Source organism: Lentibacillus daqui (assembly GCF_027186265.1).
GTDB lineage: Bacteria > Bacillota > Bacilli > Bacillales > Amphibacillaceae > Lentibacillus_C > Lentibacillus_C daqui.
Genome location: NZ_CP114176.1, coordinates 439,309 through 460,028, shown reverse-complemented (window position 1 = coordinate 460,028; position 20,720 = coordinate 439,309). Strand labels below are relative to the sequence as shown.

Genomic DNA, 20,720 nt, shown 5'->3' with positions numbered 1-20,720 from the left:
CAAAGCGGACATTTGAATTGCTAATACTTGCTAATACTATTGTAAGTGATCGTACCTAATCCTGCCACAAAAATGAGTAAATCATTTGGTCAACTTGAGTATTTTCATGCAGCTCACTGTGACCCAGGTAGTCGTTGTCGATTATTTTCTCCGTCAGACGGCTTTGCGGGATCATTGTTTTCAGTTTCCCAACACTTTCCGGTACAGCCACCGGATCCCCAGTACTACTAATACTTAGAACGTTTATATAATCAGGAATAGCCACAGCATTTTTTCTCAACAATTGTAATGCCGCGGAATTCGGTTTTAGATCCGTTGTCGCCGCATCATGGTTAATTTGAAAATAATAGCGATTATAAATCCCATTAAATGGGCTGCCAATTGTAATCAGTTTATTTGTAACCGGATATCGGGAGGTTTCCTGATATTCTTCCAGATATTTCAATGAAACAATACCACCCATCGAATGTCCGACAAGATTTACCGAATGGATATGATATTTTAGTTTTAATTGTTTCATTACCTTTGAAAGCCATCTTGTGGTATCTTCAAAACTTGCCCGGTTATTTTCGAAAACAACCTGCACTAAAATCGGTCGTTTCTCCTCCTTATTAAGCGAATATGTTTTCACATGTCCTTGTCGTGTCACATAGCAAATAAGTGCTTTATTTCCCCAATCATTTCGCTCAAACCGGTTCAACATCCCGCCAAAAGAATTCGCCGTTCCCTTATAACCATGAACAAATACTGTTACAGGAGGAAGTCCATGCTGGGAATTTGCACGGTGCGGAATGTACGTACCAATCGCTGCAATGAAAACAATCAAAACAGCCGATACAATATATATGATGTGTTTCTTTTTCAATTGCTCCTACTCTCCTGACAATAGTTCAATTTCATCTTTTTATTGTACCATCTTCAGCCAGATTTTTGTCGTTATAAATCGAATTTTTCATGACAAAATATAGCGTTTTGAATAGGAAGCAATCGTTTAATGGCTTCCAATTGAAATATTGGTAACCGTTATGTCCACTAGGTTATCATTGTAATAAAGTGAAACTTCATTCAGTAGGGGGTTTCCTTTCCCGCCACTGATCTAGAGGAACAAAGGCTGAATTCGCAACGTCCTGTTGCAACGCCTTTGTGACCTGTCTCCTGCAGGCTCGAACGGAATCAGGAATTTACGGGCTGTTTATCCCCCGCCTTTTAAGTTTTTGGTTACTCTCACTTATAGAGGCGGGGGTATTACAGCCCGTTAATGCGTGATAAATCAATGATCAATTTTGACGACTGGTGGTGAATCAAAATTTGCAATATTAAAGACATCGCTAAACGAGCTGGCGTATCCATTACAACAGTATCTAGAGTATTGAATAACCATCCCTATGTGAGTGAAGAAAAAAGAGCAAAGGTAAATAAAATTATTAAGGAATTGAACTATCATCAAAATTTAAACGCCGTTCATCTTGTAAAAGGGAAAACACTTACTTTAGGAGTTATCATCCCATATATTGACCATCCATACTTTCAATCCATGGTGGGAGGGATTATGGAAAAAGCGTTTGAGAATAACTATACAGTGCTTTGCTGTGCTACAAATTATAATAAAGAAGAAGAATTAAATTACTTGTTAATGCTTAAAAGAAAACAATTGGATGGTTTAATTATATGTTCCCATGCGAATGATTGGGAAACTATACTGCCATATACTATTTATGGCCCTATTATTAGTTGTGAATATGTAAAGGAATTACCTTGTGTTTATTTAGACCATTATGAGGCCGTTATGTCTGCTTTAGATTATTTAATAGATAAAGGACATCGAAAAATTGGATATTGTACAGGCAGAAAAAACAGTCTTAGCAGTACAATGCGCTTTTCAGCATTTAAGGAATCTCTAAGAAAGGTTAAGCGAAAAGCCTCAAATTCTTGGATATTCACAGATTGTTTTACAATGGATGATGGTAAAAAAGTTATTCAAAGGCTATACAGTGAAGGGGATTTCCCTACAGCCATCTTAGCAAACGGAGATGAGGTTGCTGCAGGTATGATTGTTCAGGCTAGGGTTTATGATATAAAAATTCCGACTGAATTATCGATTATAGGATTTGATAACGTCCCTATATCCGAGGCCCTTGGCTTGACAACTTTGGATCTAAATATAAAAAGAATTGGAGAACAAGCATTTCAGCTTTTCTTTGACGATACAAATAAGAAAATTAAGAACCCATTCCATCTTGTGAAACGTAACACAGTCTCCTCTCCTAGGAAATAAAAACTCCTTGATATGAAAATGTTTTCATCAATTAAACTCTTGATAGGAGTGAAAGATAAAAACATTTTCCATAATAAGGAGTTGAAGAAAGTGAAAAAATTAAATTCAATATTGATTTCCGGAGAGCAAATTAAGGAAAGGATAATGGGAACATTCGAAGTACACGGAAAAATGGGGATTGAATATAAATTTGGAGAAATCTTTGCAACTGATAAGCGACTAATTTGGTATATCAGTTATCCTTTTAGATTGGAGGATTTTGAAATATATAGTTACAATGATATTGAAAATGTAAATATACAGCATGCATCATTTACATTTAATAATAATATATCAATCAATGTAAAATGGGTAAACTATGGAGATGCCGAACAGTTTCTGAAAAAAATTTGCGATTTAGTTACACAAACAAAAAGCAAAAAGCAAGTACACTGTGCACATGATAATCAAACATGGGAAAAATTCCTCCTTATTTGCTATTGACTTTTACCGTATTAATTATTAGAATACTAGTTAACTTTAATTAAATAAAGTGTTAAAGCGATAAAGTTATAGAATAGGAGATTTTTTATGCTGCAGGTACAGAATCGGAATGCACTGCGCCAGGATGAATACCGGAAACAGGAATATGTATTGGATAAAATGAAACAACGATTTGCCACTTACGGTTATCGGCAAATTCAAACACCAGCATTTGAGGCCTATGATCTGTATCAATCCATTACCGGAACGATCCGTACAGAGGAAATGATCAAGGTGATTGCCCCGTCAGGAGAGATATTAGTCCTCCGACCAGATGTGACCATTCCGATTACCAGACGGGTGGCAGCGATGGAACAATTGCCTGAAGAGGATAAACGGCTTTTTTACATGTCCAATGTTTTTCGCACGGCTGGTCCAAATCAGAAATCTAACGAACAAATGCAAGCAGGTATTGAAAATTTTGAAACAGAATCGGCGGAATTGGATGCAGAAGTCATTGCATTAGCTGTTCATACATTACAGGACCTTGGTTTTGATCGTTTTAAACTGGTTATCGGTCATGCCGGGTTTTTCAAGGAATTATTAAGTCAAATTTCTATAACCGATCAAGAAGCGGAACAATTGCAGGCCATGATTCAGGCGAAAAACTTCTCCGAGATCGAGCCCTTTCTGAATAGGTTGTCAATTGATACACAAAGCAAAGATGCACTGCGACAGATGCCGTTATTGTATGGGACACCGGAAAAGGTAATTGCAAGGGCAGAATCCATTGCACTCAATCAACAGATGCGAAAAACGGTGCAAAGTATGGTGGATCTTTTAGAAGTATTAACGTTGTACAAGGTGGAACCGTTTATTTCCTTTGACCTGGGACTGATCAATCATATGAACTATTATTCCGATATCATTTTCCAGGGGTTTGTAGAGAATTTCGGAAAACCCGTTTTAATGGGCGGCCGGTACAATCACTTGGCAGAACAATTCAATCAGCCAATGCCGGCAATTGGTTTCGCCTTTGATATTGATTCGATTTCCGACATTATGGATCAGGCAGCCCTATTCCCGGATTTGCAGCCACCCTTCAATATTTACATGTATTATGTCAAGCGAAAACAGCAAGAAGCATTATCCACGGCACAACGATTACGCAATAACGGATTGCAAGTACGGGCAACAAAACTGGAAAGCTATGGGCACCATCAAACCAATGCTACAGCCATCTATTATAAAGAAACACAGAATTTCATCTGTTCCCCAGCCAAAACCATGGTATTCACCAAACAATCCGAATTGTTAGCGCTGCTGAAGGAGGAATTGAAATGGAATGTCTGACCATTGCCATGGCAAAAGGACGAACGGCTGAACAATCGATGAAACTGTTAAGGGGGGCTAATATTCATTTCCCCGACTTCCATGAAGAAACACGAAAATTGATTTTTTATGATGAAACGAAGCGCTTGAAGTTAGTCTATGTGAAAGCAGTTGATGTACCAACATATGTCGAAAAAGGTGCCGCTGACCTTGGCATTGTTGGTAAAGACAATATTGCGGAATCCCGGGCTGATGTTTACGAGATGATGGATCTTGACTTTGGTAACTGTCATTTTGTGGTTGCTGGCACAGATGATACTACCATCGAAACAAATCAAAAATTAGCGGTCGCTTCCAAATACACAAATGTTGCAAGTGCTTATTTTAAAAGCCGGCAAATTCCCATTGAAACCATAAAATTAAATGGCTCGGTGGAACTTGCCCCACTTGTCGGATTGGCAGACGTCATTGTTGATATTGTCGAAACCGGCACAACTTTAAAGGAAAATGGTCTGCACGTGATCGATACAATTGAATCAATCAGTACACGATTGATCGTTAATAAAGCCAGTTTAGCCACTAGATCCGAGCAAATCCATACCTTTATGGATCAACTGCATCATGCCTTGGAGGTGCAAAAGTAGATGAACATCCAAACTAAAGCGGACTATTTAGCAAAGAACGGAGAAAAAACGGATTCGCTTGAAGATCCCGCTCTTGATCAAGCCGTTTTAGACATTATTTCCGAAGTCAGGAAAAATAGCGATCAAGCATTATTTAACTATACGGAGCAATTTGATGGCGTAACGCTGACAGACCTCAAAGTTACCGAAGCAGAGATAGCTGCAGCAAAACAATCGGTGCCAACAGAATTGACGGAAGCATTGGAACTAGCAAAACAAAACATCACACGTTTTCATGAAGCACAAATCGAACGGTCCTGGTATCTGACCGATGAATCGGGGAATATGCTTGGCCAGAAAATCACCCCAATGGATCGGGTTGGCGTCTATATTCCGGGTGGGAAGGCAGCTTATCCATCAACGGTGCTAATGAATGTCATCCCGGCAAAATTAGCTGGCGTCAAATCAGTCATTATGGTTACACCACCACAACCAGATGGAAACGTAAATCCTTTTGTGCTGGCTGCCGCTGACGAAGCTGGTGTTGACCAAATTTACAAGGTTGGGGGTGCCCAGGCAATTGCAGCGCTGGCATACGGTACATCTACCATTAACAAAGTTGCCAAAATCGTTGGTCCGGGAAATGCCTATGTCGCCCGCGCTAAAAAATGGGTGTTCGGGGATGTGGCAATAGACATGATTGCCGGTCCGAGTGAAATCTGCATTGTCGCCGATGAAACAGCCAATCCAAGATTTGTCGCTGCCGATTTATTATCACAGGCTGAACATGATGAACGGGCACGGGCCATCTGTATCACAACAAGCGATACACTCGCCGAGGAAATCCAGACAGAGCTGGAAATACAGTTGGACTTCCTTGACCGCAAAGAGATTGCTCAAAAATCCCTGAATCAATATGGCAGCATCATTGTCACAAGCGGGGTTACTGAAGCATTGGATTTGGCAAACACCATCGCCCCGGAGCATTTGGAACTGCTGATTCAAAACCCGAATGAAAACGTCCACCGCGTGAAGCATGCCGGTGCAATTTTTCTCGGATCGTATTCACCGGAACCATTGGGTGATTACTTTGCCGGCCCGAATCATACCCTGCCAACAAGTGGAACGGCTATTTTTTCCTCCCCGCTCGGTGTGTATGATTTTGTCAAAAAATCGAGTTTGATTCAATATAATCAATCGTCCCTGTTCAATGCGGCTGATCAAATTATTACACTTGCCGAGGCAGAAGGGCTAACAGCACATGCCAATGCCATCAGGATAAGAAGAAAGGATGCTAATCATGCGAAATAGTTCGATTGAGCGTACAACAACTGAAACAGACATTCAATTACAATTCTCCGTTGATGGAACCGGAACAGCAAACATTGATTCCGGCGTTGGTTTCTTGGATCATATGCTGACACTAATGACCAGGCACGGGCTATTTGATATGGATCTTGCCTGTGCCGGCGATTTGACAGTTGATCAGCACCACACAGTGGAAGATATCGGCATCGTATTGGGGCAAGCAGTTGATGTGGCATTAGGAGAAAAAGCGGGCATTAAGCGCTATGCCACGATGACTACCCCAATGGATGAAGCCTTATCCACCCTTTCCCTGGATATTAGCGGGCGGCCCCATCTTGTATTCCATGTGGAAGGATTGAAAGACAAGATCGGGACGTTTGATACAGAGCTGGTCAAGGAATTTTTCCAGGGTTTTGTTAACCATGCCAAGGTAACCTTACATATTAACCTTGACTATGGTGAAAACAGCCATCACATAGTGGAGTCTATCTTCAAAGGTTTTGGCCGGGTATTGGATGAAGCAACCCTGGAAGATCCACGTATCAAAGGCATACGTTCAACAAAAGGATCACTTTAACACTTCTTGATTGGAAAAGAGGAATTATGCAAATGATTGCCATTATTGATTATGGGGCGGGCAATATAAAAAGCCTGCAGTCAGCATTGACCAAACTGGATATCGATTCCGCCTTGACAAGCAATCACCAAACCATCGCGGCAAGCAAGGCGATTATTTTGCCTGGTGTAGGGGCTTTTAAAGATGCGATGGCAGCACTTGACCAGCTTGGGCTAACAGCGGTTTTACAAGCTGAAGTGGCGAAAGGAAAACCGCTTCTGGGCATCTGTTTAGGTATGCAACTACTCTATGAAACAAGTTACGAGAACGGAGAATGGAAGGGATTGGGTCTCCTTAAGGGTTGCGTCGAGAAAATTGACGCTTCGGTAAAGGTGCCACATATGGGATGGAACACATTAACCCATCACCGCACCCATCCGATATTACAAGGGATCGACAGTGGTTCGTATGTATATTTTGTCCATTCCTACTATATCGACGCCAATCGTCAGGAAACGGTAAGCAGCACAGAATATGGCGGGCAAATTTCCGCCATTGTCAATCGGGAAAATATCATTGGCATGCAGTTTCATCCGGAGAAAAGCGGACCAATCGGATTGCAATTACTAAAAAACTTTGAGGAGATGATTTCATGATCCTATTTCCAGCCATCGACATACGAAACGGCAAGTGTGTCCGGCTGATCCAGGGTGATTACCAAAAGGAAAACATTTATCATGATTCACCAATTACTGTTGCAGCCAATTGGGAACAACAAGGAGCGGCATATTTGCATATTGTTGATCTTGACGGAGCTAAAACAGGAACAATGGTCAACGCGTCTATTATCCAATCGATTATCAAACAAACTTCCATACCTGTACAAATTGGCGGCGGTATTCGGTCGATGGAAACCGTAGAAACTTACTTATCGCTCGGTGTCAATCGGGTGATTATCGGAACAGCTGCTATTCGGGATCAAGCGTTTTTGCAGCAGGCAGTAGCTCGCTACGGTGATAAAATAGCCGTCTCCATCGATGCGCGAAATGGCTATGTAGCAACAAATGGATGGATTGATACGAGCGAGGTAAAGGCGATTGATTTAGTGCAGGAGTTAGCGAATATCGGGGTAAGAACAATCATTTATACCGATATTCAAAAAGATGGCATGCTTTCCGGTCCCAATTTTGCAGAATTAGAGACAATCAATACGGCAACATCCATTCATGTGATTGCATCTGGTGGTGTATCCAGTGAACAGGATATACAACGATTACAATCACTTGGGCTTTATGGCGCCATCATCGGTAAAGCATTATATGATGGAACATTGTCCTTATCCACATTACGAGAGAGGGTTTAACCATGCTTGCTAAACGAATTATTCCATGTTTGGATGTTGATAAAGGCAGGGTTGTCAAAGGAAGGAAGTTTCAGGAAATCCGTGATGTCGCTGATCCAGTTGAGCTGGCCAAACAATACAGTCTGAGTGGTGCCGATGAGCTTGTGTTCTATGATATTACAGCCTCGAATGAACAACGTGATATTTTTATCGAGATTGTTGAACAGGTTGCCAGTGAAATTAACATCCCGTTTACCGTCGGCGGTGGCCTGGGTTCGGTTGATGACATTTATCGTGTACTAAGGGCGGGAGCGGACAAAGTATCCTTAAACAGTGCCGCCGTTCGCAACCCTTCTTTGATTACCCAAGCCGCTGCCAAATTCGGCAGCCAATGTTTTGTTTTATCCATGGATGTAAAACGCGAAGGATCAAACTGGATGGTTTTTTTAAACGGAGGCAGAATCGATACTGGAATGGATGCGATTCAATGGGCAAAACGCGGCGAAGAACTTGGTGCTGGTGAAATCGTCGTTAATGCCATGGACACCGATGGGGTTAAAAATGGCTTTAACATTGCATTGACCAAAACAATTGCCGAAACAGTTAACATTCCGGTTGTTGCCAGTGGTGGTGCTGGTGAAGCAAAACACTTCGCAGCTGTTCTCCAGGAAGGAAAGGCGGATGCTGCACTTGCTGCCTCGGTTTTTCATTACGGTGAAATAAAGATACCGGAATTAAAGCAATACCTTGCCGAAAATGGTATTACAATGAGGAGAGAGCTATCATGAACATAAATTTCGAGCAGATTGCATTTGATGAAGCAGGACTTATTCCCGCAATTATTCAGGACAGTGACACCGGAAAAGTCCTGACACTTGCCTATATGAATCTAGACGCCTTGAGAAAAACATTGGAAACAAAGGAAACATGGCTATATAGCCGCAGCCGCCAACAGCTATGGAACAAAGGAGAAACTTCCGGAAATAGACAAATGGTCAAAAGTGTTTCTTATGATTGCGACGGTGATGCGATATTAGTACAGGTAGAACCACTCGGGCCAGCCTGCCACACCGGAGAAGAAACTTGTTTTCATAACCAAGTCTATCAAGGCACTCCCAATCAATTTGCGATGATCAATGACCTCGTTGACATGATTAAACAGCGTCGGGAAAACCCCGTGGATGGTTCCTACACCACCTATTTGTTTCGCGAAGGCATTGACAAGGTGTTGAAAAAAGTTGGCGAGGAAACAAGTGAAGTGATTATCGGTGCAAAAAATGCGGATAACGAGGAATTAATTTGGGAAATCTCCGATCTGATTTATCACACCCTGATTCTGATGGACATACGTCAAGTTTCCCTTAGCGATATTAAACAGGAGCTGATGAAACGTCACATGCAAAAGGAAGGGATACGCAGTGAGTCAATTTTGGAGTGAGATGGCATCAAGAGCCGAACCTTATGTACCTGGCGAGCAATCAGAGGTAGCGGATATCATCAAACTTAATACAAACGAAAATCCCTACCCTCCCTCGCCAAGGGTCAGTAAGGCAATCGCCGAGGAGATAGAACGCAAACTGCAATTATACCCCAGCCCAACCGTTGATACGATAAAGGAAAAGGTCGCCCGGCAATATCAATTACAAAAGGAAAATGTTTTTGTCGGCAATGGCTCTGATGAAGTGCTGGGATTTGCCTTTATGGCTTTTTTTGACCAAGATAAGACAATCCGCTTTCCGGAGATTACCTATAGTTTTTATCCGGTATATGCCAAGCTGTTTGGCATCCCATATGAAACCATCTCACTAAAGCGTGACTTTACCATTGTACCGGAAGATTATTTTCAATCGGAAGGCGGCGTTATTTTTCCAAATCCAAATGCACCGACAGGGATCTATCTTGAGCTTGGCCATGTGATTGATATCGTGGAGAGTAACCCGGATCAAGTTGTCATTGTTGATGAAGCATACATTGATTTTGCCGGGGAGTCAGCCGCTTCACTGGTGAACACCTATGAAAATTTGCTCGTTGTCCAAACCATGTCCAAATCACGGTCACTCGCCGGGCTAAGGGTGGGCTATGCCTTGGGAAGTGAGGACTTAATCAAAGGACTAAACCGGATTAAAAATTCTTTTAACTCCTACACATTGGATCGACTGGCAATCGCCGGGGCAGAAGCAGCATTGGATGATCAGAAATATTTTGATATGCGGGTACAGCAAGTCATCGAAACCCGGGAATGGGTAACCAGCCGTATGAAGCAACTTGGTTTTATGGTGCTCCCATCCAAGACAAACTTCATCTTAGTCAGTCACTACAAATTTCCGGCAAAAGCACTTTATGAAAGGTTAAAAGCCTGCAACGTGTTAGTCCGTTACTTTGACAAGCCGAAAATTACTAATTATTTACGGATTACGATTGGAACAGATGCGGATATGCGAACCTGTTTGGAGCGAATTGACAAGGTAATGACAGAACTTGCGGCGGATGTAGTACATTCGTGATCGTTTTAGTTTGTATAAAAAAGGGCCTCTGCCGGAAATAGCAGGGGTCCTATGTTTTTGATCCTTAATCAGGAGTATGAGGCTAGCTCCAACAACATGAATGGGTTCCAAAATTTGGGAATCACGGTTTAATGTGTGAAAATTACCGTATCATGATCACAAATCGCCGTATAATCGGCTGAAATCGCCGTATCAATTACGCAAGCCGTCGATGAGGGTTGATATTCCAGCCATTTCGGTTGATATTCACGCGCACCGGGTTGATATCCTGCCTTCTCTGGTTGATATGCACGCACAAGAGGTTGATATCCGCTTTAAACTGGTCGATTTGCACGCACAAGAGGTTGATATCCCGCTTAAACTGGTTGATATGCGTAAACCAAAAGATCCTCTGTTTGCGATGCTATCTTTATCTAAGCAGTTCCGGTATCTACCCCGAGTCAACTGTGTTTTACAGTCACAGCATAGACAGCGCTAAACGAACAACTTAATGGCTTAGATCATATTTTTAACATCGGCGTTTTTTTGCAGTTTGTCAATTTTCTTTTGCAATTCTTCACTTTGTTTTTGTTGCTCCAATTGATCTTTGATTTGATCTTTGACATCCTTCAATTTAGGAATATCCTCATTTTGTTCTTTCATCTGGTCGTAATACTCTTTCACATCATCATTGGACACATCAGCTTTCGGTAGTTCCTTATCCATATATTTATCTACAATCATCTCGAAAGTCAGCTGGTTTTTGTAACCTTTTTCACTAAGATTGTATTGATCGAGTACCGCCTGAAACTGGTCTTCATTTTGCGATTTCATTTTATCGAATTCCTTGTCAACATCATCATCAGAAACGGTAATTCCTTTGTCATTCGCATCCTGTTTTACCAATTCCTGTTGAATCAGGACGTTCATAGCTTGATCTTTCAGTTGATCCTTATCACTAACATCCTGACCATATTGATGCATGGCTACTTTCGTTTGTGCGTATACATCATTATATTGCTCACCTTTTATTTTTGTATCATTTACCTGTGCGACCACATCATCTTTGTCCACTTTTTCGTCATCCGAAACCGTTACATCTTCCTCTTGTTGCGCCTGTTGTGATTTTTCCTGTTGTTCCGTTTTTGCTTTATCGTCATTTTGCTTTGCCTTTTCCGAACTTGAATCATCGGAATCATTTCCACATGCGGCTAACAAACCTACTATACTAAGTGTCAAAACGAGCATGACTAATTTTTTCATTAGATTTTCCCTCATTTCCTTGGTTGTCTTATCATTCAAACATACATTCATGCTATATAGCAAGGCATTAATTTTGGGTGATCGCGAAAGAAACGCATGATGGCGGGCTTAGAAGGGGCTATTAACAATTCAATGACAGGCATGCCTATTTTCTGCCACAAAATCAGGGACAGTCCTCACCACTTTAACGAATTTGCGTGGCGGGAGACTGTCCCCAAATATTTACTCCAGGCTGTCTGAAACTTCTTTAATCATTTCTTGTACAGACACAAGTCCGCCACCGGAGAGATACCAGAATTCTGGATTTAGATACGTAATATCATCATTTTTATATGCCTTCGTATCTTTCATGAGTTTATTTTCAACAATTTTCTTAGCGGATGGTTCCCCGCCAGTTACAACGGCTCCTCGATCGACAACATATAACAAATCGGGATCCTGCTTTCTTACATATTCAAAGGAAACATTCTGGCCATGTACGGAAGCCTCAATGTTTTCGTCCACTGCAGGAATGCCAAATACGTCGTGGATCAGCCCAAAACGTGACTTCGGACCATATGCGCTGATTTTATCATCATTCGCCAGCACGATTAGTGCTTTCTTATCGATCCCTTCCGCTTTTTCTTCTAACTTCGCGATGGAATCATCAATATCAGCAAGTTCCTGGTCAATTTCATCTTCTTTGCCAAATATTTCACCGACTGTTTCCATATTTTCTTTGAACGAATCCATGTAACGTGCGGTATCTATCCCAAGATATACGGTTGGTGCTATTTCTTGCAGTTGGTCATAAACATCTGATTGACGACCGGAGATAATAATTAAATCCGGATCCACTTCAGCAATCTTTTCAAAATCAGGTTCTTTTAAACTGCCGACATTTTCATAATCGTTGCTTTTATATTTATCCAGATACGTTGGAATATTGCCTTGTGGAACCCCGGCAACCTTAATGCCAAGTTCATCCAATGTATCTAATATACCATAATCAAACACAACTACTTTCTTCGGGTTCTTTGGCACTTTTGTTTCACCTAGTTCATGCTTGATGGTAAGGGTGGAATCTTCCTTGTCCCCTGTATCATCTGTTTTTTCTGCTGAATCATTGGAACCACAAGCTGCTATCATAACAGCCAGAAAACCCATTACTACAACAAGTGCAAGTTTCTTCATATGGTTAAACTCCTTGTATATGATGTTATACTTCCTCAGCTTTTAAAAATAAACACAAATCCGCTGGTTATCAATCTCTTTTATATCAATATCCATATCGTAAATATCTTTTAACACACATCGGTCAATTACATCACAGGTTGGACCTTGTTTTACAATCTTTCCGTCTTTTAAAGCGACAATGTTGTCAGAGTAACAAGATGCGAAATTGATATCATGAATGACAATAACAATGGTTTTGCCCATTTCGTTAACAAGACGGCGCAATGTTTTCATAATCGATACGGAATGACGCATATCCAAATTATTCAACGGTTCATCAAGCAGAATATATTCGGTATCCTGGGCAATAACCATGGCAATGTGTGCACGTTGACGTTGACCGCCACTAAGTTCATCCAAAAATTGATGTTGCATATCGCGAAGTTCCATGTAATCGATCGCTTCCTCAACCTTATCCCAATCCGCTTGCTTCAGCCTCCCTTGTGAATAAGGAAAACGGCCAAACGACACGAGTTCCCTAACCGTCAGCTTCAGATTGATGGCATTGGATTGTTTGAGTATGGAAATTTTCTTCGCCAGTTCTTTATTTTTTGTTTGCAAAATGTCCTGCCCATCAATTGTAATTTCACCATCATCTTTTGCAATCAGTCGGCTAATCATTGAGATTAATGTACTCTTTCCTGCACCATTAGGGCCAATAAATGATGTGATCTTTCCCTTTTCAATTTTAATGGACACATCATCAACAACCTTTTTTTGGTTATATTTTTTTAATACATGTTTAATATCTACCATGATTTATTCTCCTTTAACAAAAGATATATGAAATACACACCGCCGATAAAATTGATGATCACGCTGACGGTTGTTTCAAAGCTGAAAACCTTCTCGACAATAAACTGCCCGCCCAGCAGCGCAATAATACTAATTAACACCGATCCAATAATAATATAAAAATGCCGGTACGTTTTTAGAAATTCATACGCCACGTTAACGACCAGCAAACCTAAAAAGGTAATCGGCCCAACTAATGCAGTGGAGATTGAGATTAACACTGCAACAATGATTAATAACCGTTTGACTACATAATCGTATGGGACACCCAGATTAATTGCGTTGTCTTTGCCCAATGCCAGCACATCGAGGTATTTATAAAAATGCATGAAGTACAACGTAATCAATACAATCATGATAACTGACATATAAACAAGATCTGTGTTCACATTATTAATACTGGCAAACATTTTATCCTGGGCAACCATGAATTCATTCGGGTCGATCAATACTTGCATAAATGAAGTAAAGCTGCCAAAAAAGGTTCCTAAAATCATACCAATTAATAACAGGAAGTAAATGTTATTCTTTTCTCCCCGAAACAGCCATCGGTAAAGGATCAAAGCGAACAGAACCATGATGACAATGGAGAATAGATAATTTAGTTTACTGCTCATCATGATGAGTGATTTGGATCCAAATATAAAAATCGTAACCGTTTGAATTAACAAATATAGTGAATCCAGTCCAAGCACACTCGGTGTTAATATCCGGTTATTGGTAATGGTCATGAAGATCGTGGTTGAAAAGGCAATCGCCCCGCCAGTAAGGATAATCGCGACAACCTTAATCATTCTTCTTGGCAAAATGTAACCAATATTTCCACTTAGGTCATATAAGATAAACAGGGCGGCTAGTAATGCTGCGATTAGACTTAAGATAATTGTCTTTTTCTTATAATCCATATTTCTTTCTCCTTACTAATAGATAGATAAATACCCCGCTACCTATCACTCCAACCGTTAAACTAATTGGAATTTCATAAGGATAGATAATAACCCTGCCAATGATATCGCAGACTAAAACAAAGATTGCCCCCAGCAATGCAGTATGTAATAAGTTTTTTTTTAGATTATCTCCCTGATAAATGGTAACGATATTCGGAATGATTAATCCCAAAAAAGGAATCATACCGACTGACAATACGACCGATGCTGTAACAAGGGCAACAATGATCAGCCCAAGGTTTACCACCTGGCGATAATTAAGACCTAAGTTTTTGGAAAAGTCCTCCCCCATTCCGGCAATCGTAAATTTATTGGCGTAAAACGCAGCAATCAATAAAATTGGAATACTTACATACATCAACTCATAATTTCCGCTCATAATCATCGAAAAGTCGCCTTGCATCCAGGATGACATATTCTGGATTAGATTGTTTTGATAAGCGAAAAAAGTGGATACAGAGCTAATAATATTTCCAAACATTAAACCAATCAATGGAATGAATATAGCATCCTTAAATTTCACTTTCTCCAAAATCTTCATGAATACAAGTGTACCAAGCAATGCAAAGGCAAACGATACAAGCATTTTCTCCAGTTGAGTTGCTGATGTAAATATCATCATGGAGACAAGGATACCGAGTCGCGCTGAGTCAAGCGTTCCCGCGGTTGACGGGGAGACAAACTTATTTTTACTCAGTTGCTGCATAATCAAGCCGCATATACTCATGCTCATCCCGGCTATTAAAATACTAACAAGCCTGGGGAGCCTGCTGATGACCAAAACCTCTTTTTGATCTTCTGTCAGACTGAATATGTCGAGTAGAGAAACATCAGAAACCCCGACAAACACAGAAATAACAGAAAGAATGATTACCAATATAGCTAAATACCGTACCTTCATATCAAGACCTCTACTTCAAAAACGCGTTGTACTGCTATGGTGTCCGTTCGATTACAGCATGTTTATTTAGAATGATTATCACCTTCAAATTAATCTAATTAAGAATGATATTCATTATCAATTAGCCTGCATCTTTGATTATAGTCAAAAAAAACGTGCACGTCAATGGCATTTATGTAATATATATCACATTTTTGTGGCAATTCTTGTGATCGTTTGCGGAGGCGGGTACACGGTGACAAAAAAAGAAAACGAACCCGGATGAAGATGGTGACCATTTTCATCCGGGTTCGTTTTCATTAGCCGCATATTTCTATTCTTCTATCTCACAGCATCCATCATCCGTGCAATAGGTCGTTTTTGATTTTTTCGGGGTTAACGACTGTAATGTTGGTTGTTTACTTTCTTCTTCCCAGACTGTGTCCAGTACTTCGCTAAAAACTTCCGCCGGCTGTGCACCGGAGACCGCATATTTTTCATTAAAGACGAAAAACGGAACACCTTGTACACCGATCTCTTTTGCCTCTTCTTCATCCGCTTGAACTTTGGCAAGATAATCATCTGTTTGTAATAGTGTATTCACGGCCGAGGCCTCCAAGCCGACTTCTTCCGCCAGTTCCTTTAACGTTTCCTTGTCACCGATATGCTTACCATCCGTAAAATAGGCCTTTAGCAAGCGCTCGGTCATTTCCTTACCCTTACCTTGTTTTGCTGCATATTTGGCAACCCGGTGGGCATCAAGCGTATTGGTTGGTTTCATGGAGTCAAAGTTATATGTTAACCCAAGCTCGGCTGCCTGCTCGGCCATCTTATCATTCATACTTTTCGCTTGATCAATCGTCGAACCAAATTTCTCAGCCATTTGTTCATGAATCGTTTTTCCAGGATTTCTTTCAGCGTTTGGACTAAGCTCATAACTTTTATATTCAAGCGTGACTTTGTCTTGATGGGGAAATTGAGCCAATGCGTTTTCCAATCGGCGTTTTCCCATATAACAAAATGGACACACAAAATCAGACCAAATTTCAATTTTCATTTGTAAACACCTCATTCCACTGATTATTTTAGCACAAGAGAACTTTTTTCAAATAATGTTGTGCTCAAAAACAGTGGGGTGCCAATTAAAGGAAAGACCTCAACATTTAAATATAACGTCCATGGTCTGGAACAGCAATGTCATCAAAATTCTCAACAAGGTGCTGTAATCCTTCTGTTAATGCGTCTTTCTCCATATAATGTCCATGACCGGTTATCACCAATTCCGGATTTAGTTCTGCCAGCTTCTTCACTGATTCCTTGGCAGCATACCAATCGGTGGTCAAATATCTTGGCGGTCCATTCACCTCTTCTTTCTGCACTAACACTTTATAAAACGAATCCTGGCGCACCGTAATAAAAGCATCTCCTGCTATCAACGTACGGTCCTTTTCTCTATAAAACGATACATGTCCCGGACTATGGCCTGGGGTATGGATCCACTTCCAATCAGCCAGCCCCGGAATATGTTGATCCATTGGTAATGTTTCGATATGATTGCCCAGATTAATCGGCTCATTTGGATACATGGGAGAGATTTTTGCCAGGAACCCACCTTCCACTGTTCCGTCTGGTTCCGGGTAACTTTTTTCACCAGTCAGAAATGGCAGCTCCTTTTCATGCGCGTAAACAGGCACATCCCACGCTTTAAGCAAATCCACCAATCCTCCTACATGGTCAAAGTGTCCATGTGTCAATAGAATCGCCGTCGGTTTGCTGTCTTTTCCAAAACGCTCCTTCACAACCGAGCGAATTTCCGATGCTGAAAATGGCAGCCCAGCATCAATCAGATACCATTCCTCTGCATGGGGAGAACCAATAAAGCAAATATTCACGATCTGATCTGTATAATAATAAACGTCATCCCGTACTTCTTCTCCAGTGCCGCTTGCAATCGATGTCATTGGAATCATTTTGTTATCTTTACTTTTGTGCATGTCGTTGTCCATACATTCCACCTCCATTTGTTGATATTGTTTGGAGGGGAATGAAAAATATACTTGATTGATGGGCGGCCAAGCTTGGTTGTATTTCGTGATATTGTGGGCTGGTTGATATTTGATAGTATATGGTTGATGTTTTGTGGCTATAGGTTGATACTCCTTTGACATTGGTCGATATCAGCGTTTTCCGGTCGATTAGCAGTCTTTTTCGGTCGATAACTCGCACTACCCGGTCGATAGGCGATTGCTTTTGGTCGATCATTCACTACTCAAAGATAAAAATATTTAAAATCAATGCATTTCAACAGCAAAAACAAAAAGAAAGCTAAAGCCGCAATCAGCTTTAGCTTTCTCCCAACAGGGATCGTCCCATGATATTTACACGATCAGTATTTTGCAGCTCAGTAATGGACCTCACACCAATACCGAACATCACCATCTTCATTTCAAATTCAATTTGTTCCATCGTTTGCATGACTTTTTCAGCTGATTCGGTGGCGGATTCCAGTAATTGTCTGGCAAATCCGATCATATCCGCACCAATGGTCATTGCTTTTGCAGCATCCACACCTGTTTTCATGCCGCCACTTGCAACAATCGGTACATCAGGCAACTTGCTTTTTACTGAAACAATGCAGTCTTTCGTTGGATTTCCCCAGTTGTTAAATGCTTCGGCAGCCGACTTGCGTAATGGGTCTTTGGAACGGAGCTTTTCCACCTGACTCCATGATGTTCCACCGGCGCCAGCGACATCAATGAAGGAAACACCTGCATCGTATAATTTTTCCGCTACGATACCATCAATCCCAAAACCAACCTCCTTGACACCAACTGGAACGCTTAAGGATTGGCATACTTCTTTTATTTTTGGCAACAGATCTTTGAAGTTCAGATCTCCTTCATCTTGAACGATCTCCTGCAAGCTGTTTAAATGTAAATAAAGTGCATCCGCTTCCGTTAAATCAACAAGCCGCTGACATTCCTTGACGCCATACCCATAATTTAGTTGAACAGCACCAATATTGGCAATTAACGGAACTGTTTGCGCATGCTTGCGAATTAAAAAGGATTCTTTATATGCATCACTTTCAAGCAGTGCCCTTGTTGAACCAAGCCCAATTGCCCAGCCTCTCTTTTCCGCAGCCATTGCCAGGTTAGTGTTGATTTGTACCGCAAGTTCCGATCCGCCCGTCATGGAACTGACAAGAAACGGTGCCTTTATTGATTTATTTAAAAAGGTTGTATCCAGCTGAATGTCGGCAAAGTCGATTTCCGGTAATGCATTGTGTATAAATGAAATGCCTTCTAACCCCGTTGTTTTATTAACACCTTCCACATTCTCCGTTAAACATAGACGAATGTGTTCCGTTTTACGTTTGTTGATTCCTATATCCATGAAGATATCCTCCAATTTCACTGTTTTACGAACTATGTTATCCTCTTAATAGTCTACTTGTTTTCCAATTGGATGAAAAGAAAAACGACGCCTTGTCATCTCGTTTACTTTTATCTGGAAAAAGAACGACTCAAACGATTGGAAATGGAGTTTGCAGACCAGATTTTAAACACAGAACGTTAGCATCGATATCGGGGTAAAAGAGGGATCTTTGTTGAAGGCACAAGCAAAAGCGTTTGCCGAGATGGCACATAAGGGACAAACACGGAAAAGCTCTGGCGCACCATATATCACACATCCGATCCGGGTTGCCGAACAGTTGGAGCAAGCAGGTTTTTCCGAAGCATTGGTTTGTGCAGGCTATTTACATGATGTCGTTGAAGATACGCCCTACGACATAGAAGATATACAGCAGGCATTTGGCGCAAAGGTAGCCAACCTTGTTGCTGCACATACAGAGGACAAATCAAAATCATGGCAGGAACGAAAACAGCATACAATTGACACGATTAAGAATGCTGATAAGGAAGTCAAATATCTGATTGTTGCTGATAAATTAGATAATTTGCTCGAGTTGGAAAAGGACCTTGAACGTTTAGGCAATGAGGTATGGCTGCATTTTAATGCCGGGTTTGATGAGCAAAAATGGTATAACCAAGCGATTGCCAGAAATATGTATATCGGGCTTGCGACTGATGAGGTGCCAGCTTATTTCAATGAATTCGAGGCGCTAGTCGAGCGTGTATTTGGCTCAAATTAAGAGGAATTAGAGCCTGCACCAAATAATCGGGGAAGGCTCTAATCGCTTATCATCTATTTTTATATCTGCTTTTCAATTCCTTGGAGACTTTCTTCCATCTACCTTTTTCCTCCAGCCGGGCTTTTTGATCCTGCTTCCTCTTTTCAAACGCCAATTCCCGTTGCAGTTTCAAATAACATTGAAATCGTTCCGTTGATAATTCCCCGGATTTTAATGCTTCCTGTACGCGACATCCGGGCTCCGTATCATGCTGACAATCGGTAAATCGGCAATCCAGCGCCAATGCTTCTACATCCTGGAAGGTTGTATCAATAGCTGAATCCCCGTCCCACAGCTGCAATTCGCGCATTCCGGGGGTGTCGATTAACAACGAACCATTTGGCAAGATAAACATTTCCCGATGTGTGGTTGTATGACGCCCTTTGCTGTCAGCTTCCCTGATATCATTGGTTTCTTGTACCGTTTGACCATAGAGTTTGTTCACCAAAGTAGATTTACCGACACCAGATGACCCGAGCAGCGCAACCGTTTTATGCGGCTGCAAATAATCTGTCAATTCGTCCATACCTTCTCCTGTCATACTACTAATCGCGACAATTGGTACACCAATCGCCACCTCTTCTACCAAAGCAATAATCCGTACTACTTCTTCAGGTGAGGATTCGTCCAATTTTGTCAATACAATAACTGGAGATGCACCACTCTCATATGTTGCCAAAATATATCGTTCCATGCGTCGTACATTTACATCGTGGTTAAGGGAATTCACAATGAAAACTTGATCCATATTTGCTGCAACTATTTGGCCTTCCGTTTTCAAGCCAGCCGCCTGTCGAACAAACTGACTTTCTCGGGGCAAAACGCGATGAATGACCGCTTTTTGTTCCTCTTTTAACTTCTGAACTTCCACCCAATCCCCAACAGCGGGAAAATCAAGTGAAGCAGCCGCCTGATTTAAAAACTTTCCACTTAGATGGGAAAAATATTCTATTTCCCCATCCGAAATTCGATAACTATCTCTTTGCACAGCAATAACCCGTGCTAATCTGTCCATTTCAACATCTGTTATGGAATTGCACCATC

General features: G+C 41.1%; 24 protein-coding genes. 13 read left to right on the top strand and 11 right to left on the bottom strand.

The annotated features are described in order from the left end of the window. Positions 1–55 precede the first annotated feature (55 nt). The gene (locus O2S85_RS02460; RefSeq protein WP_269411182.1) at positions 56–865 is read right to left on the bottom strand and encodes an alpha/beta fold hydrolase; all 810 of its coding nucleotides are present in this window, start codon (positions 863–865) and stop codon (positions 56–58) included. 441 nt (positions 866–1,306) lie between these two features. On the opposite strand from O2S85_RS02460, the gene O2S85_RS02455 reads away from it, so the two are divergent. The 11 genes from O2S85_RS02455 (at position 1,307) to hisC (ending at position 10,402) form a co-directional block, all read left to right on the top strand. Then, entirely contained in the window at positions 1,307–2,275 is a 969-nt protein-coding gene (locus tag O2S85_RS02455; RefSeq protein ID WP_269412440.1) for a LacI family DNA-binding transcriptional regulator, read from the top strand. A gap of 90 nt (positions 2,276–2,365) precedes the next feature. Further along, positions 2,366–2,758 carry a PH domain-containing protein gene (locus O2S85_RS02450; protein WP_269411181.1) on the top strand — a complete coding sequence of 131 codons (393 nt, stop codon included), beginning with the start codon at positions 2,366–2,368 and terminating at the stop codon, positions 2,756–2,758. A gap of 87 nt (positions 2,759–2,845) precedes the next feature. Next, a complete protein-coding gene (gene hisZ / locus O2S85_RS02445; protein ID WP_269411180.1) occupies positions 2,846–4,090 on the top strand; it encodes an ATP phosphoribosyltransferase regulatory subunit in 1,245 nt (414 codons plus the stop codon). After that, positions 4,078–4,713, top strand: a complete 636-nt coding sequence (gene hisG / locus O2S85_RS02440; RefSeq protein WP_269411179.1) for an ATP phosphoribosyltransferase — start codon at positions 4,078–4,080, stop codon at positions 4,711–4,713. The genes hisZ and hisG overlap by 13 nt, the downstream gene beginning before the upstream one ends. Continuing rightward, positions 4,714–6,003 carry a histidinol dehydrogenase gene (hisD, locus tag O2S85_RS02435; RefSeq protein ID WP_269411178.1) on the top strand — a complete coding sequence of 430 codons (1,290 nt, stop codon included), beginning with the start codon at positions 4,714–4,716 and terminating at the stop codon, positions 6,001–6,003. Then, positions 5,993–6,577: an imidazoleglycerol-phosphate dehydratase HisB gene (hisB, locus tag O2S85_RS02430; protein WP_269411177.1), complete on the top strand. Its 585-nt coding sequence runs from the start codon at positions 5,993–5,995 to the stop codon at positions 6,575–6,577. Before hisD ends, hisB begins: the two co-directional genes overlap by 11 nt. 32 nt (positions 6,578–6,609) lie before the next feature. Further along, positions 6,610–7,212 carry an imidazole glycerol phosphate synthase subunit HisH gene (gene hisH, locus O2S85_RS02425; RefSeq protein ID WP_269411176.1) on the top strand — a complete coding sequence of 201 codons (603 nt, stop codon included), beginning with the start codon at positions 6,610–6,612 and terminating at the stop codon, positions 7,210–7,212. Further along, positions 7,209–7,919 carry a 1-(5-phosphoribosyl)-5-[(5-phosphoribosylamino)methylideneamino]imidazole-4-carboxamide isomerase gene (gene hisA / locus O2S85_RS02420; protein WP_269411175.1) on the top strand — a complete coding sequence of 237 codons (711 nt, stop codon included), beginning with the start codon at positions 7,209–7,211 and terminating at the stop codon, positions 7,917–7,919. Before hisH ends, hisA begins: the two co-directional genes overlap by 4 nt. A gap of 2 nt (positions 7,920–7,921) precedes the next feature. Next, positions 7,922–8,686: an imidazole glycerol phosphate synthase subunit HisF gene (hisF, locus tag O2S85_RS02415; protein ID WP_269411174.1), complete on the top strand. Its 765-nt coding sequence runs from the start codon at positions 7,922–7,924 to the stop codon at positions 8,684–8,686. After that, a complete protein-coding gene (gene hisIE / locus O2S85_RS02410; protein WP_269411173.1) occupies positions 8,683–9,336 on the top strand; it encodes a bifunctional phosphoribosyl-AMP cyclohydrolase/phosphoribosyl-ATP diphosphatase HisIE in 654 nt (217 codons plus the stop codon). The genes hisF and hisIE overlap by 4 nt, the downstream gene beginning before the upstream one ends. After that, positions 9,317–10,402, top strand: coding sequence for a histidinol-phosphate transaminase (gene hisC / locus O2S85_RS02405; protein WP_269411172.1), 1,086 nt, complete (start codon positions 9,317–9,319; stop codon positions 10,400–10,402). The genes hisIE and hisC overlap by 20 nt, the downstream gene beginning before the upstream one ends. A 128-nt stretch (positions 10,403–10,530) precedes the next feature. Here hisC and O2S85_RS02400 read toward each other — a convergent pair whose 3' ends face one another. Continuing rightward, entirely contained in the window at positions 10,531–10,698 is a 168-nt protein-coding gene (locus O2S85_RS02400; RefSeq protein ID WP_269411171.1) for a hypothetical protein, read from the bottom strand. Between O2S85_RS02400 and O2S85_RS02395 the strand changes: the two genes are divergently transcribed. Further along, on the top strand, positions 10,689–10,880 hold the full coding sequence (locus tag O2S85_RS02395) for a hypothetical protein (RefSeq protein ID WP_269411170.1): 192 nt from the start codon (positions 10,689–10,691) through the stop codon (positions 10,878–10,880). The genes O2S85_RS02400 and O2S85_RS02395 overlap by 10 nt on opposite strands. A gap of 17 nt (positions 10,881–10,897) precedes the next feature. Here O2S85_RS02395 and O2S85_RS02390 read toward each other — a convergent pair whose 3' ends face one another. From O2S85_RS02390 to fni, 8 genes are all read right to left on the bottom strand, one after another. Continuing rightward, positions 10,898–11,644, bottom strand: coding sequence for a SurA N-terminal domain-containing protein (locus O2S85_RS02390; RefSeq protein WP_269411169.1), 747 nt, complete (start codon positions 11,642–11,644; stop codon positions 10,898–10,900). 222 nt (positions 11,645–11,866) lie between these two features. Then, positions 11,867–12,817, bottom strand: a complete 951-nt coding sequence (locus O2S85_RS02385) for a siderophore ABC transporter substrate-binding protein (RefSeq protein ID WP_269411168.1) — start codon at positions 12,815–12,817, stop codon at positions 11,867–11,869. Positions 12,818–12,859: 42 nt separating this feature from the next. Then, positions 12,860–13,615 (bottom strand): iron ABC transporter ATP-binding protein, encoded by a 756-nt coding sequence (locus O2S85_RS02380; protein WP_269411167.1) that lies wholly within the window; start codon positions 13,613–13,615, stop codon positions 12,860–12,862. Further along, positions 13,609–14,559: an iron chelate uptake ABC transporter family permease subunit gene (locus O2S85_RS02375; protein ID WP_269411166.1), complete on the bottom strand. Its 951-nt coding sequence runs from the start codon at positions 14,557–14,559 to the stop codon at positions 13,609–13,611. Before O2S85_RS02375 ends, O2S85_RS02380 begins: the two co-directional genes overlap by 7 nt. Next, positions 14,549–15,502 carry an ABC transporter permease gene (locus O2S85_RS02370; RefSeq protein ID WP_269411165.1) on the bottom strand — a complete coding sequence of 318 codons (954 nt, stop codon included), beginning with the start codon at positions 15,500–15,502 and terminating at the stop codon, positions 14,549–14,551. The genes O2S85_RS02375 and O2S85_RS02370 overlap by 11 nt, the downstream gene beginning before the upstream one ends. Positions 15,503–15,815: 313 nt before the next feature. Next, on the bottom strand, positions 15,816–16,538 hold the full coding sequence (locus O2S85_RS02365) for a DsbA family oxidoreductase (RefSeq protein ID WP_269411164.1): 723 nt from the start codon (positions 16,536–16,538) through the stop codon (positions 15,816–15,818). 106 nt (positions 16,539–16,644) lie between these two features. Then, positions 16,645–17,487: an MBL fold metallo-hydrolase gene (locus O2S85_RS02360; protein WP_269411163.1), complete on the bottom strand. Its 843-nt coding sequence runs from the start codon at positions 17,485–17,487 to the stop codon at positions 16,645–16,647. A 337-nt stretch (positions 17,488–17,824) separates the two neighbouring features. After that, positions 17,825–18,877: a type 2 isopentenyl-diphosphate Delta-isomerase gene (gene fni, locus O2S85_RS02355; protein ID WP_269411162.1), complete on the bottom strand. Its 1,053-nt coding sequence runs from the start codon at positions 18,875–18,877 to the stop codon at positions 17,825–17,827. A 214-nt stretch (positions 18,878–19,091) separates the two neighbouring features. Here fni and O2S85_RS02350 point away from each other — a divergent pair, with 214 nt between their 5' ends. After that, a complete protein-coding gene (locus O2S85_RS02350) occupies positions 19,092–19,637 on the top strand; it encodes an HD domain-containing protein (protein ID WP_269411161.1) in 546 nt (181 codons plus the stop codon). A gap of 49 nt (positions 19,638–19,686) precedes the next feature. Here O2S85_RS02350 and rsgA read toward each other — a convergent pair whose 3' ends face one another. Further along, positions 19,687–20,691: a ribosome small subunit-dependent GTPase A gene (gene rsgA, locus O2S85_RS02345; RefSeq protein WP_269412439.1), complete on the bottom strand. Its 1,005-nt coding sequence runs from the start codon at positions 20,689–20,691 to the stop codon at positions 19,687–19,689. Between the last annotated feature and the right edge of the window lie 29 nt (positions 20,692–20,720).